Annotated in this window: 20 protein-coding genes; 14 read left to right on the top strand and 6 right to left on the bottom strand. The window is 64.0% G+C overall.

The window, feature by feature from the left end:
* Positions 1–7: 7 nt before the first annotated feature.
* The 3 genes from NKH97_RS09550 to NKH97_RS09540 form a co-directional block, all read right to left on the bottom strand.
* A complete protein-coding gene (locus NKH97_RS09550) occupies positions 8–1,531 on the bottom strand; it encodes a tripartite tricarboxylate transporter permease (RefSeq protein WP_023812558.1) in 1,524 nt (507 codons plus the stop codon).
* 4 nt (positions 1,532–1,535) lie between these two features.
* On the bottom strand, positions 1,536–2,072 hold the full coding sequence (locus NKH97_RS09545) for a tripartite tricarboxylate transporter TctB family protein (RefSeq protein ID WP_023812557.1): 537 nt from the start codon (positions 2,070–2,072) through the stop codon (positions 1,536–1,538).
* A gap of 122 nt (positions 2,073–2,194) precedes the next feature.
* Positions 2,195–3,169: a Bug family tripartite tricarboxylate transporter substrate binding protein gene (locus NKH97_RS09540; RefSeq protein ID WP_352796329.1), complete on the bottom strand. Its 975-nt coding sequence runs from the start codon at positions 3,167–3,169 to the stop codon at positions 2,195–2,197.
* A 184-nt stretch (positions 3,170–3,353) separates the two neighbouring features.
* On the opposite strand from NKH97_RS09540, the gene NKH97_RS09535 reads away from it, so the two are divergent.
* Positions 3,354–4,124 carry an IclR family transcriptional regulator gene (locus NKH97_RS09535; protein WP_352796326.1) on the top strand — a complete coding sequence of 257 codons (771 nt, stop codon included), beginning with the start codon at positions 3,354–3,356 and terminating at the stop codon, positions 4,122–4,124.
* 141 nt (positions 4,125–4,265) lie between these two features.
* Here the strand turns inward: NKH97_RS09535 and NKH97_RS09530 are convergent, their stop codons facing one another.
* Entirely contained in the window at positions 4,266–4,799 is a 534-nt protein-coding gene (locus NKH97_RS09530) for a GNAT family N-acetyltransferase (RefSeq protein WP_352440876.1), read from the bottom strand.
* A 201-nt stretch (positions 4,800–5,000) separates the two neighbouring features.
* Here NKH97_RS09530 and NKH97_RS09525 point away from each other — a divergent pair, with 201 nt between their 5' ends.
* From NKH97_RS09525 to NKH97_RS09510, 4 genes are all read left to right on the top strand, one after another.
* Positions 5,001–5,456, top strand: a complete 456-nt coding sequence (locus NKH97_RS09525) for a DUF2214 family protein (protein ID WP_352796323.1) — start codon at positions 5,001–5,003, stop codon at positions 5,454–5,456.
* A 138-nt stretch (positions 5,457–5,594) separates the two neighbouring features.
* On the top strand, positions 5,595–6,572 hold the full coding sequence (locus NKH97_RS09520; protein ID WP_352440873.1) for a tripartite tricarboxylate transporter substrate-binding protein: 978 nt from the start codon (positions 5,595–5,597) through the stop codon (positions 6,570–6,572).
* Between the two features lie 77 nt (positions 6,573–6,649).
* Positions 6,650–7,123 carry a tripartite tricarboxylate transporter TctB family protein gene (locus NKH97_RS09515; protein ID WP_352774395.1) on the top strand — a complete coding sequence of 158 codons (474 nt, stop codon included), beginning with the start codon at positions 6,650–6,652 and terminating at the stop codon, positions 7,121–7,123.
* A gap of 10 nt (positions 7,124–7,133) precedes the next feature.
* Positions 7,134–8,642 carry a tripartite tricarboxylate transporter permease gene (locus NKH97_RS09510; RefSeq protein WP_023812550.1) on the top strand — a complete coding sequence of 503 codons (1,509 nt, stop codon included), beginning with the start codon at positions 7,134–7,136 and terminating at the stop codon, positions 8,640–8,642.
* A gap of 1 nt (position 8,643) precedes the next feature.
* Here NKH97_RS09510 and nth read toward each other — a convergent pair whose 3' ends face one another.
* Positions 8,644–9,468 carry an endonuclease III gene (nth, locus tag NKH97_RS09505; protein ID WP_352796319.1) on the bottom strand — a complete coding sequence of 275 codons (825 nt, stop codon included), beginning with the start codon at positions 9,466–9,468 and terminating at the stop codon, positions 8,644–8,646.
* Positions 9,469–9,490: 22 nt separating this feature from the next.
* Here nth and NKH97_RS09500 point away from each other — a divergent pair, with 22 nt between their 5' ends.
* The 9 genes from NKH97_RS09500 (at position 9,491) to NKH97_RS09460 (ending at position 16,264) form a co-directional block, all read left to right on the top strand.
* On the top strand, positions 9,491–9,985 hold the full coding sequence (locus NKH97_RS09500; RefSeq protein ID WP_352796316.1) for a DUF2244 domain-containing protein: 495 nt from the start codon (positions 9,491–9,493) through the stop codon (positions 9,983–9,985).
* Between the two features lie 124 nt (positions 9,986–10,109).
* A complete protein-coding gene (locus tag NKH97_RS09495; RefSeq protein WP_352796313.1) occupies positions 10,110–10,985 on the top strand; it encodes a methylated-DNA--[protein]-cysteine S-methyltransferase in 876 nt (291 codons plus the stop codon).
* Positions 10,986–11,205: 220 nt separating this feature from the next.
* On the top strand, positions 11,206–11,676 hold the full coding sequence (locus NKH97_RS09490; RefSeq protein WP_023812546.1) for a hypothetical protein: 471 nt from the start codon (positions 11,206–11,208) through the stop codon (positions 11,674–11,676).
* Positions 11,677–11,696: 20 nt separating this feature from the next.
* Positions 11,697–12,089, top strand: a complete 393-nt coding sequence (locus NKH97_RS09485) for a hypothetical protein (protein WP_023812545.1) — start codon at positions 11,697–11,699, stop codon at positions 12,087–12,089.
* Positions 12,056–12,568 carry a hypothetical protein gene (locus tag NKH97_RS09480; RefSeq protein WP_023812544.1) on the top strand — a complete coding sequence of 171 codons (513 nt, stop codon included), beginning with the start codon at positions 12,056–12,058 and terminating at the stop codon, positions 12,566–12,568. Before NKH97_RS09485 ends, NKH97_RS09480 begins: the two co-directional genes overlap by 34 nt.
* On the top strand, positions 12,543–13,025 hold the full coding sequence (locus tag NKH97_RS09475; protein WP_023812543.1) for a hypothetical protein: 483 nt from the start codon (positions 12,543–12,545) through the stop codon (positions 13,023–13,025). Before NKH97_RS09480 ends, NKH97_RS09475 begins: the two co-directional genes overlap by 26 nt.
* A gap of 152 nt (positions 13,026–13,177) precedes the next feature.
* Positions 13,178–14,083 carry a ribokinase gene (locus NKH97_RS09470; RefSeq protein WP_352610189.1) on the top strand — a complete coding sequence of 302 codons (906 nt, stop codon included), beginning with the start codon at positions 13,178–13,180 and terminating at the stop codon, positions 14,081–14,083.
* Between the two features lies 1 nt (position 14,084).
* Positions 14,085–15,536 carry an amidase gene (locus NKH97_RS09465; protein ID WP_352796310.1) on the top strand — a complete coding sequence of 484 codons (1,452 nt, stop codon included), beginning with the start codon at positions 14,085–14,087 and terminating at the stop codon, positions 15,534–15,536.
* Positions 15,537–15,649: 113 nt separating this feature from the next.
* A complete protein-coding gene (locus NKH97_RS09460) occupies positions 15,650–16,264 on the top strand; it encodes a LysE family translocator (protein ID WP_352554956.1) in 615 nt (204 codons plus the stop codon).
* A 158-nt stretch (positions 16,265–16,422) separates the two neighbouring features.
* On the opposite strand, the gene NKH97_RS09455 is transcribed toward NKH97_RS09460, so the two are convergent.
* Complete coding sequence (locus tag NKH97_RS09455; protein ID WP_352554957.1) at positions 16,423–17,364, bottom strand: nucleoside hydrolase; 942 nt, start codon at positions 17,362–17,364, stop codon at positions 16,423–16,425.
* Positions 17,365–17,462: the final 98 nt, after the last annotated feature.

The following is a 17,462-nucleotide window of genomic DNA, read 5'->3' as shown; positions in this document are numbered from 1 at the left end:
GGATCGATCAGGCATCGCCGGGCACATGCTCCGGTCCGCGCCGACGCCGATGCTCGATGAAGGCCCAGATATGCGGGCCGGCGAGGCCGATGAAGGCGAGCGTCAGCAGCGTCAGCGACAGCTTGTGGGTGTAGAACACCGACCAGTCGCCATTCGAGATGGTCATCGCCCGGCGGAACTGGGTTTCGGCGAGCGGCCCAAGGATCATGCCGATAATGACAGGCGCGGTCGGGAAATCGAACCGCCGCATCAGGAAACCGGCCGCTCCCAGCAGATAGAGGATGACGAGGTCGATGGGCGACTGCGAAATACCATAGGTGCCGACCGTCGCGAACACCAGGATGCCGGCATAAAGCTGCGGCGCCGGGATTTTCAGCAACCGCACCCACAGCCCGATCAACGGCAGGTTGAGGATGACCAGGATGACGTTGGCGATGAACAGGCTGGCGATCAGCCCCCAGACGAGATCGCCCTGGGTCGTGAGTAGCAGCGGTCCGGGATTGATGCCGTAGCTCTGGAAGGCCGACAGCATGATCGCCGCCGTCGCCGACGTTGGCAGGCCGAGCGTCAGCATCGGCACCAGCACGCCGGCTGCAGACGCATTGTTGGCGGCTTCCGGGCCGGCGACGCCTTCGATGGCGCCGACCGTGCCGAACTCCTCCTTGTGCTTCGACAGCTTCTTTTCGATGGCGTAGGACAGGAATGTCGGGATCTCGGCGCCGCCGGCCGGCATGGCGCCGATCGGGAAGCCGATAGCAGCGCCGCGCAGCCACGGCTTCCACGAACGCCCCCATTCGGCCGCCGTCATGTAGAGCGAGCCCTTCAGCGGCACGATCTCGTCCTTGCCTGCATAGCGGCGCGAGGCCATGTAGAGCGTCTCGCCGACGGCAAACAGGCCGACCGCGGCAATGATGACATCGACGCCATCGAGCAGTTCGTTCGTGCCGAAGGTGAAGCGCGGCTGGCCGGTCTGCAGGTCGACGCCGATCATGCCGATGACGAAGCCGGCGAACAGGCTGGTCAGGCCGCGCACCGACGACGAGCCGAGCACCGCCGAAACGGTGATGAAGGCCAGCACCATCAGCGAGAAATATTCGGCCGGACCGAAGGCCAGCGCGAATTTGACCACCACCGGCGCCAGGAAGGCAACGCCCATCGTGCCGATCGTGCCAGCGACGAACGAGCCGATCGCCGACGTGGCGAGCGCCGCACCGCCACGGCCGGAACGCGCCATCCTGTTGCCTTCCAACGCAGTGACGATGGTGGCGCTTTCGCCGGGCGTGTTGAGCAGGATCGACGTCGTCGAACCGCCGTACATGGCGCCGTAGTAGATGCCGGCGAACAGGATGAAGGATGCCTCCGGCGCCACCTGATAGGTGATCGGCAAAAGCAGCGCGATGGTCAGCGCCGGCCCAAGACCGGGCAGCACGCCGATGGCGGTGCCAAGCGTGGTGCCAAGCAGGCACCACAGAAGGTTGACCGGGGTGAAGGCGACCGAGAAGCCATGTGCGAGATGTCCGAGCGTTTCCATGGCGTCAGCCCCTCAACACGGTGATGAACGCATCGATGACCGTGTTCAGCTGGTTCTCGATGAAACCGGCACCGATGTTGACGCCAAGCGCCCTGGCGAAGCCGAAATAGGCGGCCAGCGCCAGGATCAGGCCGAGCACTGCGTCACGCAGTGTGCGCTTGCTGCCGAAGCCGTAGCAGACCAGAACGAACATAATGACCGAGGCGGCGGTAAAGCCGAGCGGCTGGATCAGCACCAGGTTTGCCACCAGCCCGATAACGACGATGCCCATCGCCTTCCAGTCGGTCGGCGTTTCCTTTTCTTCCTCCGGCTGCCAGCCGCCGCGCAGCGCTGCGAGGATGAGCAGCAGCGAAAGCACGATCATGCCGGTCATGGTGATATAGGGAAAGACGGTCGGCCCGACCTTGGAATAGAGCGGCGACACCGGGATCGCCAAGGTCTGCCAGGCTACGGCCCCGGCGCAGGCGAGAAGCCCGACGCCGATCAACAATTCGGGCATGGCAAGGCGCGGCGCCGCCGCCTGAGGGTCGCTGGTGCTCATCGGTGTCCTCCCAAGGTGGCCGGCATCCTCCAGCCGACCGCATCCGCAGTTTCGCCGCATCATATGTCCATGCGGCAGGCGAGATGGGAAGGGGGCGGCACTCTAACCGCCCCCTGAAGACATCAGGCGAGGCCGAGATCCTTGAGGATCGCGGTGATGCGGGCCGTGTCCTCGGTGAGGAATTTTGCGTAGTCGTCGCCAGTCAAAAGGATGGGCGTCCAGTTGCGGTTTTTGCACTCGGTTGCCCATGCATCGCTCTTGGCCATGGTCTCGATCATTGTGACCATCGCCGCCTTGTCGGCGTCGGAAATGCCCGGCGGTGCGAAGACGCCGCGCCAGTTGAACAGCTCGACATCGATGCCGGCCTCCTTCAGCGTCGGCGCATCGATGCCGTCCTGGCGCTTGTCTGCCGAGATGGCGAGCAGCCGCAGCGCGCCCGCCTTGACCTGCTCGGAGAACTCGCCAAAGCCGGAGATGCCGGCCGCGACCTGGTTGCCGAGCAGCGCCGACAATGCCTCACCGCCGCCGGCGAACGGCACGTAGGACAGGTTTGTCGCCGGCACGCCGACCGTCTTGGCAATCAAGCCGAACAGGATGTGATCCGAACCGCCGGCGGAGCCGCCGGCGACGGGAACTTTTGTCGGATCGGCCTTGAGCGCGGCGACGAAATCAGCGGCCGTCTTGAACGGCGACTCCGCCGGCACGACCAAGGCCTCGAACTCGCCGGTGAGGCGGGCGATCGGGGTGACTTGCGTCAGATTGTTCGCGGCCTTGTTGGCAATGATGGCGCCAACCATGACCATGCCGGCAACCATCAGGGAATTGCCTTTGCCGTTCCACTGGCTGATGAATTGCGGCAGCCCGACAGTGCCGCCGGCGCCGCCGACATTGGTGATCTGCGAACCCGAGATGAGCTTTTCACTGCGCAGCACCTGGTCGATCGTGCGCGCAGTCTGGTCCCAGCCACCACCCGGTGCGGCAGGCACGAAGAGCTGTATCTGGGGCGCGCCTTCGGCGACAGCGGGAGAAAGATGCGACGTCATCAGCCCGGCACCCACGGCTGCGGTGCTCATCAAAAATCTGCGTCTGTTCAGCATGGGGATTCCTCCAAATCACGACACCTCCTCCGGTGCCCGCCAAAACGCGCCTGCATCCAGACCCGTCATCGATTTCAAGCAGATGTTACGGAGTTCTGTCAACGGAAACGATATTCTACTGGACAGAACGAGTTGGCGGCGCGACAGAGTCGCGTCGCTCGGCTTTCTTCAGCCTGGAACCGCCATGGACTCGCCAAGCAAATCGGCAAATGGGGAAATAGATCGCACCTCGGCGGACGGTGTTGCCGCGCTTGATCGGGCCATTGCCATCCTCGATACCTTCACCACGGATGACCGGTCGCTCAGCCTGGCCGAAATCGCGGCGCGCACCGGCCTCTACAAGAGCACCATCCTGCGGCTTGCGAATTCCCTTTTGCGCGGACGATTGCTCGAGCGCCTCGACAATGGGCGCTACCGCGTCGGGCCCGCGACCTTTCGGCTCGGTGCGCTCTACCAGCGTTCGGTCGTGGCGGTCGATGTCCTGCTGCCGATCATGCGCGATCTTTCCGAGCGAAGCTGGGAGAGCGTTGCCTTCTATGTTCGCTCGGGCGATGTCCGCACCTGTCTCTACCGCGTCGAATCCAAGCACCCGATCCGCTACACGATACGCGAAGGCGACGTATTGCCTTTGCTGCTCGGCTCGGGCGGCCGCGTGCTCGCAGCGTTTTCGGGCCAGCAGGGCGACCCCTACGAGACCATCCGCAAGACCTGCAACTGCCTCGCCGTCGGCGACCGCGATCCCGAGACGGCGGGCGTGTCGGCGCCGGTGTTCGGCCCGGGAGGCGTCCTGCTCGGCGCCTTGACCCTGGCTGGGCCCAGCACGCGCGTCGACGCGGCATTTCTGCAGCGCATGAAGCGTCCGCTGCTCGAGGCGGCGGCCCGCGCCACCCGCGCCTTCGGCGAGGACGCCTCCATGCTGGAGCGGGCAAGCCTGGCAGCGGACGCCATGCCGTAGAATGCGTCCCGGTTGGAAGGCTCGCTTCGATCAATTTGACCAGAACCACACGGCGGTTCTTGGCGGGGCCCGCCTCGTCATCATTGCTGGCGACAGGCGCCATCATGCCGGCGCCGGCAGCAGGCAGCCTCGCCGCTCAGGTCACCGCGCCAGCAGGATTGTCGGAGTGTCATGATAGGTGGTCTTCACCACTTCCCGGTAACCGCACTTGGCAGCCACCCTCAGCGAAGCGCCGTTTTCCGGATCGATGATGCAGACGGTCTTCTCGCGCCCGAAAATCACTTCGCCCCACGCCAGGACGCGGGCAACCACCTCGGTGGCGAAGCCCGCCCCGTGCACGGCCGGAACCAGCGCCCACCCGGCCTCGGGAATGCCTTCGATCGATGGTTCCATGTCGCGCTTCAGATCGTGAAACCCGGCCTCGCCGATGAAGCGCCCGGTCGCCTTCTCCTCGATCGCCCAGAAGCCATAGCCGAGCAACGACCACAGGCCGGCGTGACGCAGGAAGCGCATCCAACTCTCTTCGCGCGTGCGCGGCTTGCCGCCGATGAAGCGGGTGACGACGGGATCGGTCCACATCGCGGCATACGCGTCGAAATCGTCCAGCCGGTGTGCCCGCAGGATGGTGCGCTTCGTTTCGATGACAGGGGCGCTGGTCGCTTGTGGATTGTTCATGGGATCTGCCTCGCACGGATCGCCAGCGCTTAGCAAATCGCCGGTGCGGCGCAAGGGGCCAGGGCAACACGGCCCATCATCCAGGCGCCGCTATGGGAATTTTGTGAGACGGTGTTATTTTTCACGGCAGGCTGATTCAACACCCTGCCAGCGCGACTTTTTTCAGGCGCGCATTGGCGCCGTCAAACCCAGGGAAAGAGCATGGATACCACCGATCTTGTGCTTGCGACCTTCCATCATCTGCTGGTGTTTTCGCTGGCGGGAATCATCGGCGCCGAATTCGCCCTGATCCGCGGCGACCTGGGCGTTGCGACACTCAAGAGGCTCGCCGGCACCGACCGCCATTACGGCGTCATCGCCGCGCTGATCATCGTCGTCGGCATCGGCCGCGTCTTCTATGGCCTCAAGGGCTGGGAATTCTACGTCTACAACTGGGTGTTCTGGGCCAAGATAGCGGCGTTCGGCGCTGTCGGCCTGCTGTCGATCATCCCAACCGTCCGCTTCATATCCTGGAACAGGCAGGCGAGCGGCAATGCCTCGTTCCAGGTGCCGGCGGCCGAGCTTGCGTCCGTGAAGACCTACATCCGAGCCGAAGCTTTCATCTTCCTGCTCATCCCGGTCTTCGCGGCGGCGATGGCGCGCGGCTACGGCTACTAGGATAGGGCTGATCAGCAGTTTGCCGTTTGCCTCCGGTTGCAATCTGCTAGCTTGCGCTAGTTGTTGCTTCATCCGCAGGCGGTGCTGAGAGGGACCCCGCGCAGCGGTTGGAGATTGATACACTGGGAGGAGATCACGATGAGAAGATTTGTCGCCACTCTGGCTGCTGCCGCGGCCGTCACGCTTTATGGGTTCACTGCCGGCGCGCAGACCTATCCCGAACGCACCATCACCGTTGTGGTGCCGTTTGCGGCCGGCGGCCCGACCGACACGGTCACGCGCCTCGTCGCCGAAGCGATGTCGAAGGATCTCGGCCAGCAGGTCATCGTCGAAAATGTCGGCGGTGCCGGCGGCACGCTGGGTGCCGGCCGCGTCGCCAACGCCGAGCCTGACGGCTATACGCTGCTGCTCCATCATATCGGCATGGCGACAAGTGCGACACTGTACAGAAAGCTCGCCTACGACACGCTGAACGCCTTCGAATATGTCGGCCTCGTCACCGAGGTGCCGATGACCATCGTCGGCCGCAAGGACCTGGAGCCGACCGATCTCAAGGGGTTGGTGGAGTACGCCAAGGCCAACAAGGATTCCATAACCGTCGCCAATGCCGGCATCGGTGCGGCCTCGCATCTGTGCGGCATGCTGTTCATGAGCGCCATCAAGACGCCGCTGGTCACCGTACCCTACAAGGGCACCGGCCCGGCCATGACCGATCTCCTCGGCGGCCAGGTCGACATCATGTGCGACCAGACGACCAACACCACCAAGCAGATCCAGGGCGGCACCATCAAGGCCTATGCCGTCACCTCGCCGGAGCGCCTCGATGTGCTGAAAGACGTGCCGACGACGGTGGAAGGCGGCCTTCCCGAAGTTCAGGTCGGCATCTGGCACGGTCTCTATGCACCCAAGGGCACGCCGGCCGGGATCACCGAACGCCTGTCGAAATCGCTGCAGGTCGCGCTGAAGGACCAGAACGTCGCGGCCCGCTTCGCCGAACTCGGCACCAAGCCGTCGCCCGAGGCCGATGCGACGCCCGCCGCACTGAAGGCCAAGCTGGAAAGCGAGATCGCGCGCTGGAAGCCGATCATCGAAGCCGCCGGCCAGTACGCCGACTGAGGTTTGAACAGGGGCGCCACCAGCGCGCCCCTGTTCGCTCGGCATCCGCTAGCCACTGCGGGCTTGGGAGAACCATCATGAAACCTTTCGCGATCGACAGGGCCAACGGCCTGTGCGCCGCCCTGTTCATCGGTTTCGGCGCATGGTTCGCGCTGCAATCGCTCGGCCTCGAAATCGGCACCGCCTTGCGCATGGGTCCAGGCTATTTTCCGCTGGTCCTGGCGATCGTGCTGATCCTGCTTGGCGCCGTCATTCTCGTCCAGGCCGTACGCGTCGGGGGCGAAGCAATCGGGTATATTGCGTGGCGCGGCATGCTGCTCATCCTGCCTGCTCCGATCTTCTTCGGCCTGACGGTGCGCGGCCTCGGCTTCATCCCGTCGATCTTCCTGACGGCGTTGATCGCGTCGTTTGCCAGCCGCCGCATGAAGCCGTTGACCGCGCTCGTGCTGTCGGCCGGCCTGACATTGTTTGCGTACCTCGTCTTCAGCTACGCGCTCGGCCTGCCGTTCCGCCGCTTCGGCCCGTGGCTGGCCCCATGGTTGGTGTCGTGAGGCGATGAGCATGGATCTGCTCGACAACCTCGCGCTCGGTTTTTCGACGGCGACGTCGCTGACCAACCTCGGTTTCTGCCTGATCGGCGTCCTTCTCGGCACGCTGATCGGCGTCCTGCCCGGCATCGGCGCCACCGCGACCATCGCCATGCTTTTGCCGATCACCTTCCAGATCGGCGACCCGGTTTCCTCCCTCATCATGCTCGCCGGCATCTATTACGGTGCCCAATATGGCGGCTCGACCACCGCCATTCTCATCAACATGCCGGGCGAATCCTCGTCCGCCGTCACCGCGATCGACGGCTACCAGATGGCCAGGAACGGCCGCGCCGGAGCGGCCCTCGCGATCGCGGCCATCGGCTCGTTCTTTGCCGGCACGGTGTCGACGTTCCTCGTCGCCATCTTTGCCCCGCCGCTGACGGCGATCGCGCTGAAATTCGGCGCGGCCGAGTATTTTTCGCTGATGATCGTCGGCTTGGTTTCGTCCGTCGCGCTCGCCCACGGCTCTATCGTCAAGGCGCTGGCCATGGTCGTGCTCGGCCTGCTGCTCGGCATTGTCGGCACCGACATCTACACCGGCACGCCGCGCTTCACGCTTGGAATCCGGGAATATGCCGACGGATTGAATTTCGTTGCGGTGGCGGTCGGCGTCTTTGGCGTCGCCGAGATCCTGCGCAACCTCGAAAACGAGGATGAGCGTTCCGTGATGATCCGCAAGGTCACCGGCCTTATGCCGACCCGCGAGGACTTTCGGCGCATGGCAGCGCCCATCGTGCGCGGAACAATCATCGGTTCGGCGCTCGGCATCCTGCCGGGAGGCGGCGCGATCCTGGCAGCTTTTGCGTCCTACACGGTCGAAAAACGCGTCTCGAAAAACCCGCAGGAGTTCGGCAAGGGCGCCATCGAAGGCGTCGCCGGACCGGAATCGGCCAACAATGCCGGTGCGCAGACCTCCTTCATCCCGATGCTGACGCTCGGCATTCCAGCCAACCCGGTCATGGCGCTGATGATCGGCGCCATGATCATCCAGGGCATCGTGCCCGGCCCCAATGTCGCGACCGAACAGCCGGCGCTGTTCTGGGGCATCATCGCCTCGATGTGGATCGGCAATCTGATGCTGATCATCCTCAACCTGCCGCTGATCGGGCTTTGGGTGAAGCTGCTGACGATCCCCTACTACGTGCTTTTCCCGATCATCATGGCGTTCTGCTCGATCGGCGTCTACAGCGTCAACAGCAACGTCTACGACCTCTACGCCGTCGCCTTCTTCGGCTTCCTCGGCTACCTCCTGACCAAGCTGCGCTGCGAACCGGCACCGCTGCTGCTCGGCTTCGTGCTCGGCCCGCTGCTCGAGGAAAACCTGCGCCGCGCCATGATCCTCTCGCGCGGCGACCCAAGCACCTTCGTGACGAGACCGATCAGCGCCGGCCTGCTGCTCATCGCGCTCGCCGTGCTCGTCATCGTCTTCCTGCCGGCGGTCAAGAAAAAGCGCGAAGAGGTGTTTGTGGAGGAGAGTTGAACTACGTCGTCGTTCCGCTTCGGTCCTGGATCTCTTCGACAGGATCGAGCGGTGCGATCGGCACCAGCGGTGCTGGCGCATCGGTCGTCTTGACCTCGGCCTTGCAGATGTCGGCGATGACGCAGGCCGGGCAATCCGGCTTGCGCGCCTTGCAGACGTAGCGGCCATGCAGGATCAGCCAGTGATGTGCATGGCGCATATATTCGTCCGGAATGATCTTCAACAATCCTTGCTCGACCTGTTCCGGCGTCTTGCCGGGCGCCAATCCGAGCCGGTTGCCGATGCGGAGAATGTGCGTGTCGACCGCCATCGTGTGCTGGCCGAAGGCCATGTTGAGCACGACATTGGCGGTCTTGCGCCCGACCCCGGGCAGCTTGACCAATTCATCGCGACTGTCGGGTACCTCGCCGCCATGGTCGCGGATCAGCGCCTGCGACAGCGCAATCACATTCTTCGCCTTGTTGCGCCACAGCCCGATGGTGCGGATATATTCGCCGACCCTTGCCTCCCCCAGCGCCAGCATCTTGTGCGGCGTATCGGCGGCCTTGAACAGCGCCCGCGTCGCCTTGTTGACGCCGGCATCCGTCGCTTGCGCCGACAGCACCACCGCGACCAGCAGCGTGAAGGCGTTGACATGTTCGAGCTCGCCCTTCGGCTCGGGCCGCTGGACGGAAAAGCGCCGGAATATCTCGTGCACTTCGGCCGGGCTGTAGCGCGAAGTGGGGCGCACAGGCCGCGGACGGGGCTTGGCGTTCGACCCGCCGTGTCGTGCGGGCAACAGCTCTTTTTTGGAAAGGGAAGAATCTTTGGACTTGGGGCTTGCCATTTCCCTCCTATAATATTCCCTCATGACCGACACAAACGCCTCGTTTCAGGCCGACGAGCCATTCTTTCAGGCGCTACTCACCCCGCACCGGTCTCTGGGCCGGACAGGATTCTTCGTCCTGATGGGCGCGCTGCTGTTCGGCTGGCTTGTGACAGGCGCGTTTTTCCTGTCGCGCGGCGCCTGGCCGGTGTTCGGCTTCTTCGGCCTCGACGTGGCCGCCGTCTACATCGCCTTTCGCATCAACTATCGTGCCGCTCGTGCCCGCGAAGAAGTCTCGGTCTCGCGCACCAGCCTCGACATCCGCAAGACAGCCCCCTCGGGGAAATCGGAAGACCATCGCTTCAATCCGTTCTGGGCGCGGTTTTCGGTGGCCCGTCACGCCGAGATCGGCATCACAGGGATGATGGTGGAAGGCGAAGGCCGGAACGTGCCGATCGGATCGTTTCTGGACCCCGATTCCCGCGAGAGTTTTGCCACGGCCTTTTCGCGAGCGCTGGCGACAGCCAAGGCACGCTGAGCCAGCCACGAGCGACTCCAGGGCTCGAATCCCGTGCCTATCTGGGTATGCGCCGCAAGAAGGCAAGTTTCGGGTGGCGATCGACGCCCCGAGGGGCGATATTCCGGCTCAAGGAGACAGTTCCATGAGCACACACACCGCGGTCCTCAAAAAGGACATCACGCCTGAAGGCAGCGACTACGAAATCGTGCGCCGTGCCATCGAGAAGATCAGTCTCGACTATCGTGATCAGCCTTCCCTTGAAGAACTGGCCGAGGAGGTCGGCGAGACGCCAACCGGCTTGCAAAAACTCTTCACCCGCTGGGCCGGCCTGTCGCCCAAGGCCTTCCTGCAGGCGGTGACACTGGACCATGCGCGCAGGCTGCTCGATTCCGGCATGCCGCTGCTCGAGACCTCGTTCGAATTGGGCATGTCCGGCCCGGGCCGGCTGCATGACCTGTTCGTCACGCATGAGGCGATGTCGCCGGGCGACTACAAGACACGCGGCGCCGGGCTCACCATCCGCTACGGCTTCCATTCCTCGCCGTTCGGCACCGCCCTGATCATGGCCACCGAGCGCGGACTCGCCGGCCTCGCCTTCAGCGACCCCGGCGAGGAACGCGCCGCCTTCGCCGACATGTCCAGCCGCTGGCCGAACGCCATTTATGTCGAGGACATGATTGCTACCGGCCCCTATGCCGCCCGTATCTTCGACCCGGCGCTGTGGCGCCCCGACCAGCCGCTGCATGTCGTCATGATCGGCACCGACTTCCAGGTTCGCGTCTGGGAGGCGCTGCTCAAGATCCCGATGGGTAAGGCCCGCACCTATTCCTCGATTGCGGCCAGCATCGGCGCACCGTCCGCCAGCCGTGCGGTCGGTGCGGCCAACGGCGCCAATCCGCTCTCTTTCGTGGTGCCTTGTCACCGCGCCATCGGTAAATCAGGCGACCTCACCGGCTATCACTGGGGCCTGACCCGCAAGCGCGCCATTCTGGGCTGGGAAGCCGGACAGGTATCGTAATATCGATTTTTTTCGATATTAGGAAGAAAACCATGGGTATGTCGGCGTTATTAAGTATAAGCGCGATTTCCACTGTGGTTTTCGCCTTTGCAACCGAGGACAACCTCCGGTTCCTGTAATTGTTATTTCGAGCCTTTATTTTAGGTAACTCTAAATTAACCACGATAAAGTGATGATACCCCATGTTAATCCGGACGATCCGGCTTGATAGGAGGTCCCGATGACGTTGTTTCGCGCCGTCTGCGGCGCAGCTCTGCTGGTTGCCAGCATCGACGAGGCCGCGCTGGCCACGACGCAGAATGTCATATTCAATGGTACGATCGCGCCCACCTGCACACTTGTCGTTGCCACCAACGGCACGATGACGGCCAGCCCCGATCTCCAGTCCCTCAGTTCGCACAACAGCGGCGGCTCGGCTGGAACCGTGACGCTGACGACGACCGGAGGTGTGTCGCTGAGTGTCGACCCGGTCACCACCATGACGGTGCCATCGGCAGACAGCACGTCGACGACCTGGACGCCCACCTACTCAGCCGCCGGCGCGCATGCCATCGGTGAGACCGGCTCGGCAAGCAGCATCACCACCCCCGGCGCCGACCTCGTTTCGGTCCACCTCGCCGGCACCAAGGGCGGCAGCAATCGCTTCGCCAACGGCAATTATCAGGCAACGGTAACGCTGCGCTGCGAATGACGCGAGCGAAGGAGGGGGTCGTGAAACATGCTCGAATCCTGGCGACGGCACTGGCCGTCGGATTGGCGCCCATTGCCGCCAAGGCCCAGTCGATGTCGCCGATGCGTGGCGAGATCAACAGCTTCACCGACGTCTTCGCGGTTCGCGTCTTCCCCGCCAATCCCTACGACCGGAAGATCCGGGTCGAAATCCATGTCTACGATCAGGATTTTCAGCCGGTAGATGCCAGAATCTCTCCAGATATATTCCAGCTGGCTTCCCAGGCCTCCCGTTCTGTCCTTGTGGTTGTGCCTTTTGACGGCGCTGCCGAGCGTAAAGTGCGTATCTGTACCGAAAGCATCCCCTTTCCCAATCAACAGACGCAGATAAGGGCACAGATATGCGGAAAGTTTTTTGGGCGCCGCAAGTCCTGACACTGGCGCTCGCGGCTGCTTGGGCGGGTGCGTCGCCGGCCGGGGCCGAGGACGTCTACAACCTTAACCAGAATGAGAGCGGCTTCAACCTGCCCGGCGTCACCTTGCCCCAGGGCCAGGACGAGGTCCATGCCGCGGACGGTACCACTTGCCGTTCCGCCGTCTCCGGTTCCGGCGCTTATGTCGATCTCGGCGTTATCAGAGGCAACAGCCAGTCGGACAACAGCGTTGCCACCTATGGTCGGGTGGTGATCCCGATCGGGCGCACGCCGAAGCGCGTCGATTGCAGCCGTCTCTATGAGCTTGAGGTCGAGCGCCTGCAGTTGGAACTGAAGCTCCTCAAAATGGGCCTCGGCGCCGACGGCCAGACGGCGAGCGTGGCTGCCAGCACTTCTACGGCCGCGTCACCGGGGTGGGCCAACGAAGGCTGGAGCATCAGGACCGGAAGTGGTGATGGCAAGAAAAAGAAGAAGCAGTAGTCGCGCGCTGCTTGCGATGGCAGCACTTGCCGGTTCCTGCCTTCCGGTGCAGGCGGCGATCATCGGCACCTGCACCATCATGGTCGGGGCGTCCGGAACGATGAAGGCCAATCCCGCCATCAGCATACTGGGCTCCAAACAGGCAGGCGGATCGAGCGCCAGCGCCACCGTGGTGGCAAGCTCCCTGTTGTGCTCGATACTTAATTTGCTTGACTGCTATTCGGTTTCGGCGCCGGCGCCTGCCGCATTCTCGTCCGCGCCGAGCGGCGGCGGCACCAACGTGACCTTCGCTTCGGTCTTCCGCCTCGATGGCTCGGGGGCAGATGTCAACGGAAGTGTGCCGCAGAGGGTTGCCAACGGCACCCACACGATGCAGGTCGACCTCACCGCCACCAGGTCGAGCGGTATCTTTCCCGCCGGCAACTATCAGGGCACGGTCACCCTGCGCTGCGAATAAGGCCACGACACCCCAAATCGGGCTGGACCATGCGCGTGGTCTGGCAAGCCGCGGCCTTACAGGTTAGCTTCCGCGCAATCGGAACGACCTGGGTTCGCTTGGACGCACAAGGATGCTCCGACATTTGAATTTGCGTTGCCAGGAGGCCTTGCTTGATTATCGTCATCGGTTCGATCAACCTCGACCTTATTGCCAAGGTCGACCGCTTGCCTAGCCCCGGCGAGACGGTAGGCGGCTCGGCCTTCACCACCGCGCCCGGGGGCAAGGGCGCCAACCAGGCGCTGGCCGCCGCACGCGCCGGCGCCTCGGTGCGCATGGTCGGCGCCGTCGGCAGGGACAGCTTCGCCGCCGAGGCACTGGCATTGCTGCGCGACGGCAAGGTCGACCTGTCCGGCGTTGCCGAGACTCACGCCTCGACCGGCACGGCACTGATCATGGTCGCCGACGACGGCGAGAACATCATCGCCGTGGTGCCGGGCGCCAACGCTTCCGTAGTGCCCGGCGATCTCTCCAAGGCCTTTCTGAAAAAAGGCGACGTCGTGCTGCTGCAAAATGAGATTCCGCTGGGCACCGTCGATGCCGCCCTCGACCAGGCAAGGGCGGCCGGCGCCATCACCGTGCTCAACACCGCCCCTTTCCAGGGGCAGGCAGCCGGCTTTCTCGACAAGGCCGACTATGTCGTCGCCAACGAAACCGAGTTCGACCTCTATGGCGAAGCGCTGTCGCTGCAAGGCCGCGACCGGGCGGCCCGCATGCGCGACTTTGCCGGAAAGACCGGCCGCACCGTCGTCGTCACGCTCGGCGGCGACGGCGTGCTGGCGGCGACATCGACCGAGTTCCTGGCCGTTCCTGCGCGCAAGATCACCCCTGTCGACACGGTCGGCGCCGGCGACACGTTCTGCGGCTATTTCGCCGCCAGCCTGTCGTCGGGCCTCACGCTCGAACAGGCGCTGGCGCGCGCCGGCGCGGCCGGCTCGCTGGCCTGCCTGAAGCCTGGCGCCCAACCGGCGATCCCGCTCGCCAAAGACGTCGATCAGGCGCTGCAGGAAACCCGTTAAAATGCTGCGTCCTCAAACGAAGCATGCCGTGCCGCCGGCAGGCGACATCTGCCGCCTGTCCGCGGTCGAACTCGCCGGCGCGATCCGGGAGAGAGAGCTTTCCGTGCGCGAGGTGGTGGCGGCATTCCTCGACCGCATCGAGGCGGTCAATCCGCTGGTCAACGCCATCGTCTCCTTGCGCGATCGCGCCGATATCCTGCGCGAAGCCGATGCGGCCGATGCCAGCCCGTCGCGAGCCGAAGCGGCGGGGCCGCTCTTCGGCCTGCCCATCGCCATCAAGGATCTCGCCTCGACCACGGGCCTCAGGACCTCCTTCGGCTCGCCGATCTTCGCCGATTTCGTGCCGCAGGAAGACGATTTCTTCGTCGAGCGTATCCGCAATGCCGGCGCCATCATCATCGGAAAGACCAACGTCCCCGAATTCGGGCTTGGCTCCAACACCTACAATGCCGTGTTCGGGCCGACGCTGAACGCCTTCGATCCGGCCCTGACCGCCGGCGGCTCGAGCGGCGGCGCGGCGGTGGCCCTGGCGCTCGACATGGTGCCCGTCGCCGATGGCAGCGACTTCGGCGGCTCGCTGCGCAACCCGGCTGCCTGGAACAATGTTTTTGGCTTCCGCCCGTCGCAAGGACTTGTTCCCGGCGGACCCGATTTCGAAGTCTTCCATGCGCAGATGGGCGTCGACGGGCCGATGGGCCGCAACGTCCGTGACATGGCGCTGCTGCTCGATGTGCAGGCCGGTTACCACCCGCACGCGCCATTGTCCTACGAGAAACCCGGCTCGTTCCTCGAAGGGCTTGGAATACCGGCAACTGGTGGCCGCATCGCCTGGCTCGGTGACCTCCACGGTCATCTGCCGGTTGAAACAGGCATTCTCGGCCTGTGCGAGGCGGCACTTGGCCGCTTTACGGAAGCGTCCTTCGCGACCGAGCCCCTGCTGCCGGATTTCGATTTCGAAGCGCTGTGGCAGGCCTTCGTGACGCTGCGCCAGGCCAGCAGCGGCTGCGCGCTCAAAACCCACTATGACGATCCCGCGAAGCGCCGGCTGCTCAAGCCGGAAGCCATCTGGGAAGTGGAGAACGCCATGCGGCTGACGGCGCCGCAGATCCGCGCCGCCTCCGTGACCCGTACATCCTGGCATCGCAAGCTGCTGTCGCTCTTCGACCGCTATGACCTGATTGCGCTGCCGACGGCGCAGGTCTTCCCCTTCGACATAGGCACGCATTGGCCCCGTGAGGTCGCCGGACGCGCAATGGACAGCTACCACCGCTGGATGCAGGTTTCCGCCTTCGCGACCCTAGGCGGCTGCCCGGCGGTCAACGTGCCGGTCGGCTTCGACGACCGGGGCCGGCCGATGGGCATGCAGCTGATCGGGCGGCCGCGCGGCGACCTCGCCGTACTCAAGGCGGCGGCGGCCTATGAGGCTACACTGCCCTGGCAGGCCGGCGCCTGAACCGGGCGGACTGGCGTGTCGCAGGGCGCTAGGTAGCGGCTTGCACCGGCTGCGCTGCTATGCATTGATTACCCTCAACCGCGCCGCCTCGGCGGTATTCCTGGGGAAAAATCATGTCGTTCGAACTCTACGCTGCCTATGTCCTCGCTTGCATCGTTATCATCCTGGTGCCCGGTCCGACGGTCACGCTGATCATCGCCAACAGCATTCGCCATGGCTCGCGCGCCGGCCTCGCCAATGTCGCCGGCACGCAGGCCGGGCTTGCCGTGATGATCGCCATCGTCGGCATCGGCCTCAACACGCTGATCGCAGGCATGGGCCACTGGTTCGAGTGGGTCAGGCTGATCGGCGCCGCCTATCTGATCTGGATGGGTGTGCAGATGTTCCGTTCCAAAGGCACGCTGAATGCCGATGGAACAGCGAGAAAGCCACGCGGCGGCTTCTTCCTGCAGGGCTTGCTGGTGGCGCTCAGCAATCCCAAGACGCTGATTTTTTTCGGCGCCTTCTTTCCGCAGTTCATTTCGCCGCAAGGCAACTACTCGCTGCAGATCGCCATCATGGGCCTGACCGCCATGATCTTCGCCGCCTTCTCGGATTCGACCTATGCGCTGGCCGCCGGCCGCGCCGGGCGCCTGTTGTCGGCCGGCCGCATAAAACTTTTGTCGAGGATCAGCGGCAGCTTCATGGTCGGCGGCGGCCTGTGGTTGGCGTTTTCAAAGGCGAAGTAAGGTGCGCCTCTTCCCTCGCCCCGTTTACGGGGAGAGCGTGGTCGCGAAGCGATCGGGTGAGGGGCAACGCCGGGTCTGCAGACAAAATATTAACGTTTGTGCCGCCCCTCATCCCCCTGCCGGGACCTTCTCCCCTTAAACGGGGAGAAGGGAAGCTTTTAAAGCCGCCCCAGCCTCTCCACCAGCAACGCGAAAAACCCATCATGGTCGATGTCGCGCATCACCATGGCGTTCTTCGGCCGCTTGGTGACGCCCCACCAGTCGATCACGGTCATCCCCATGGTCAGTTCCGAGGCGGTTTCCACGCTGACGTTGCAGTTGCGGCCCTTGAACAGGTCCGGCTTCAACAGATAGGCGATGACGCAAGGGTCGTGCAGCGGGCCGCCGTCGGTGCCGTATTTCTCCTCGTCGAAGCGCTCGAAGAACTCCAGCATCTCGGCGGTGGCGGTGCCGACCTTGGTGCCGAGCGCGCGGAAGGTTTGCGTGCGCTTGGCAGTGGTCAGCGCCTTATGGGTGACATCGAGCGGCATCATCACGATCGGGATGCCGGATTTGAGCACGACATCGGCGGCCTGCGGATCGACATAGATGTTAAATTCGGCGGTCGGGGTGACGTTGCCGCCTTCGAAGAAGCCGCCGCCCATCAGCACGATTTCCTTGATGCGTGGTGCGATGCGCGGCTCGCGGATCAGCGCCAGCGCAATGTTGGTGAGCGGGCCGAGCGCGCAAAGCGTGATCGTGCCGCTTTCTTCGCTCATCAGCGTCTGGACGATGAAATCGACCGCGTACTGGTCCTGCAGCTTCATCGTCGGTTCGGGCAGTTGCGGTCCGTTGAGACCGGTCTTGCCATGCACTTCCTCGGCGGTGACCAATTCGCGCATCAGGGGCCGGATGGCGCCGGCATAGACCTTGATGTCCGGACGGCCAGCCAACTCGCAGATCTTGCGGGCATTCTTTTCGGTAAGCTTCAGCGGCACGTTTCCGGCAACGGCTGATATGCCGACGATCTCCAGTTCGGAGCTGCCGAGCGCCAGCAATATGGCGACGGCATCATCCTGACCGGGATCCGTGTCGATGATGATCTTGCGTGACTGGGGCATTTCAATTCCTTGTTTGGCGAGGTCGTGGGCTTGAACCGATCCGATCGAAGCATCCAAATGACGCCGAAGCGGCCGCGAGCTGCCACGCCGAACCGCTC

It is taken from the genome of Mesorhizobium sp. M0870 (genome assembly GCF_040319775.1).
In the GTDB taxonomy this organism is placed as follows: Bacteria; Pseudomonadota; Alphaproteobacteria; order Rhizobiales; family Rhizobiaceae; genus Mesorhizobium.
This window is presented reverse-complemented; position numbering and strand designations above follow the sequence as displayed.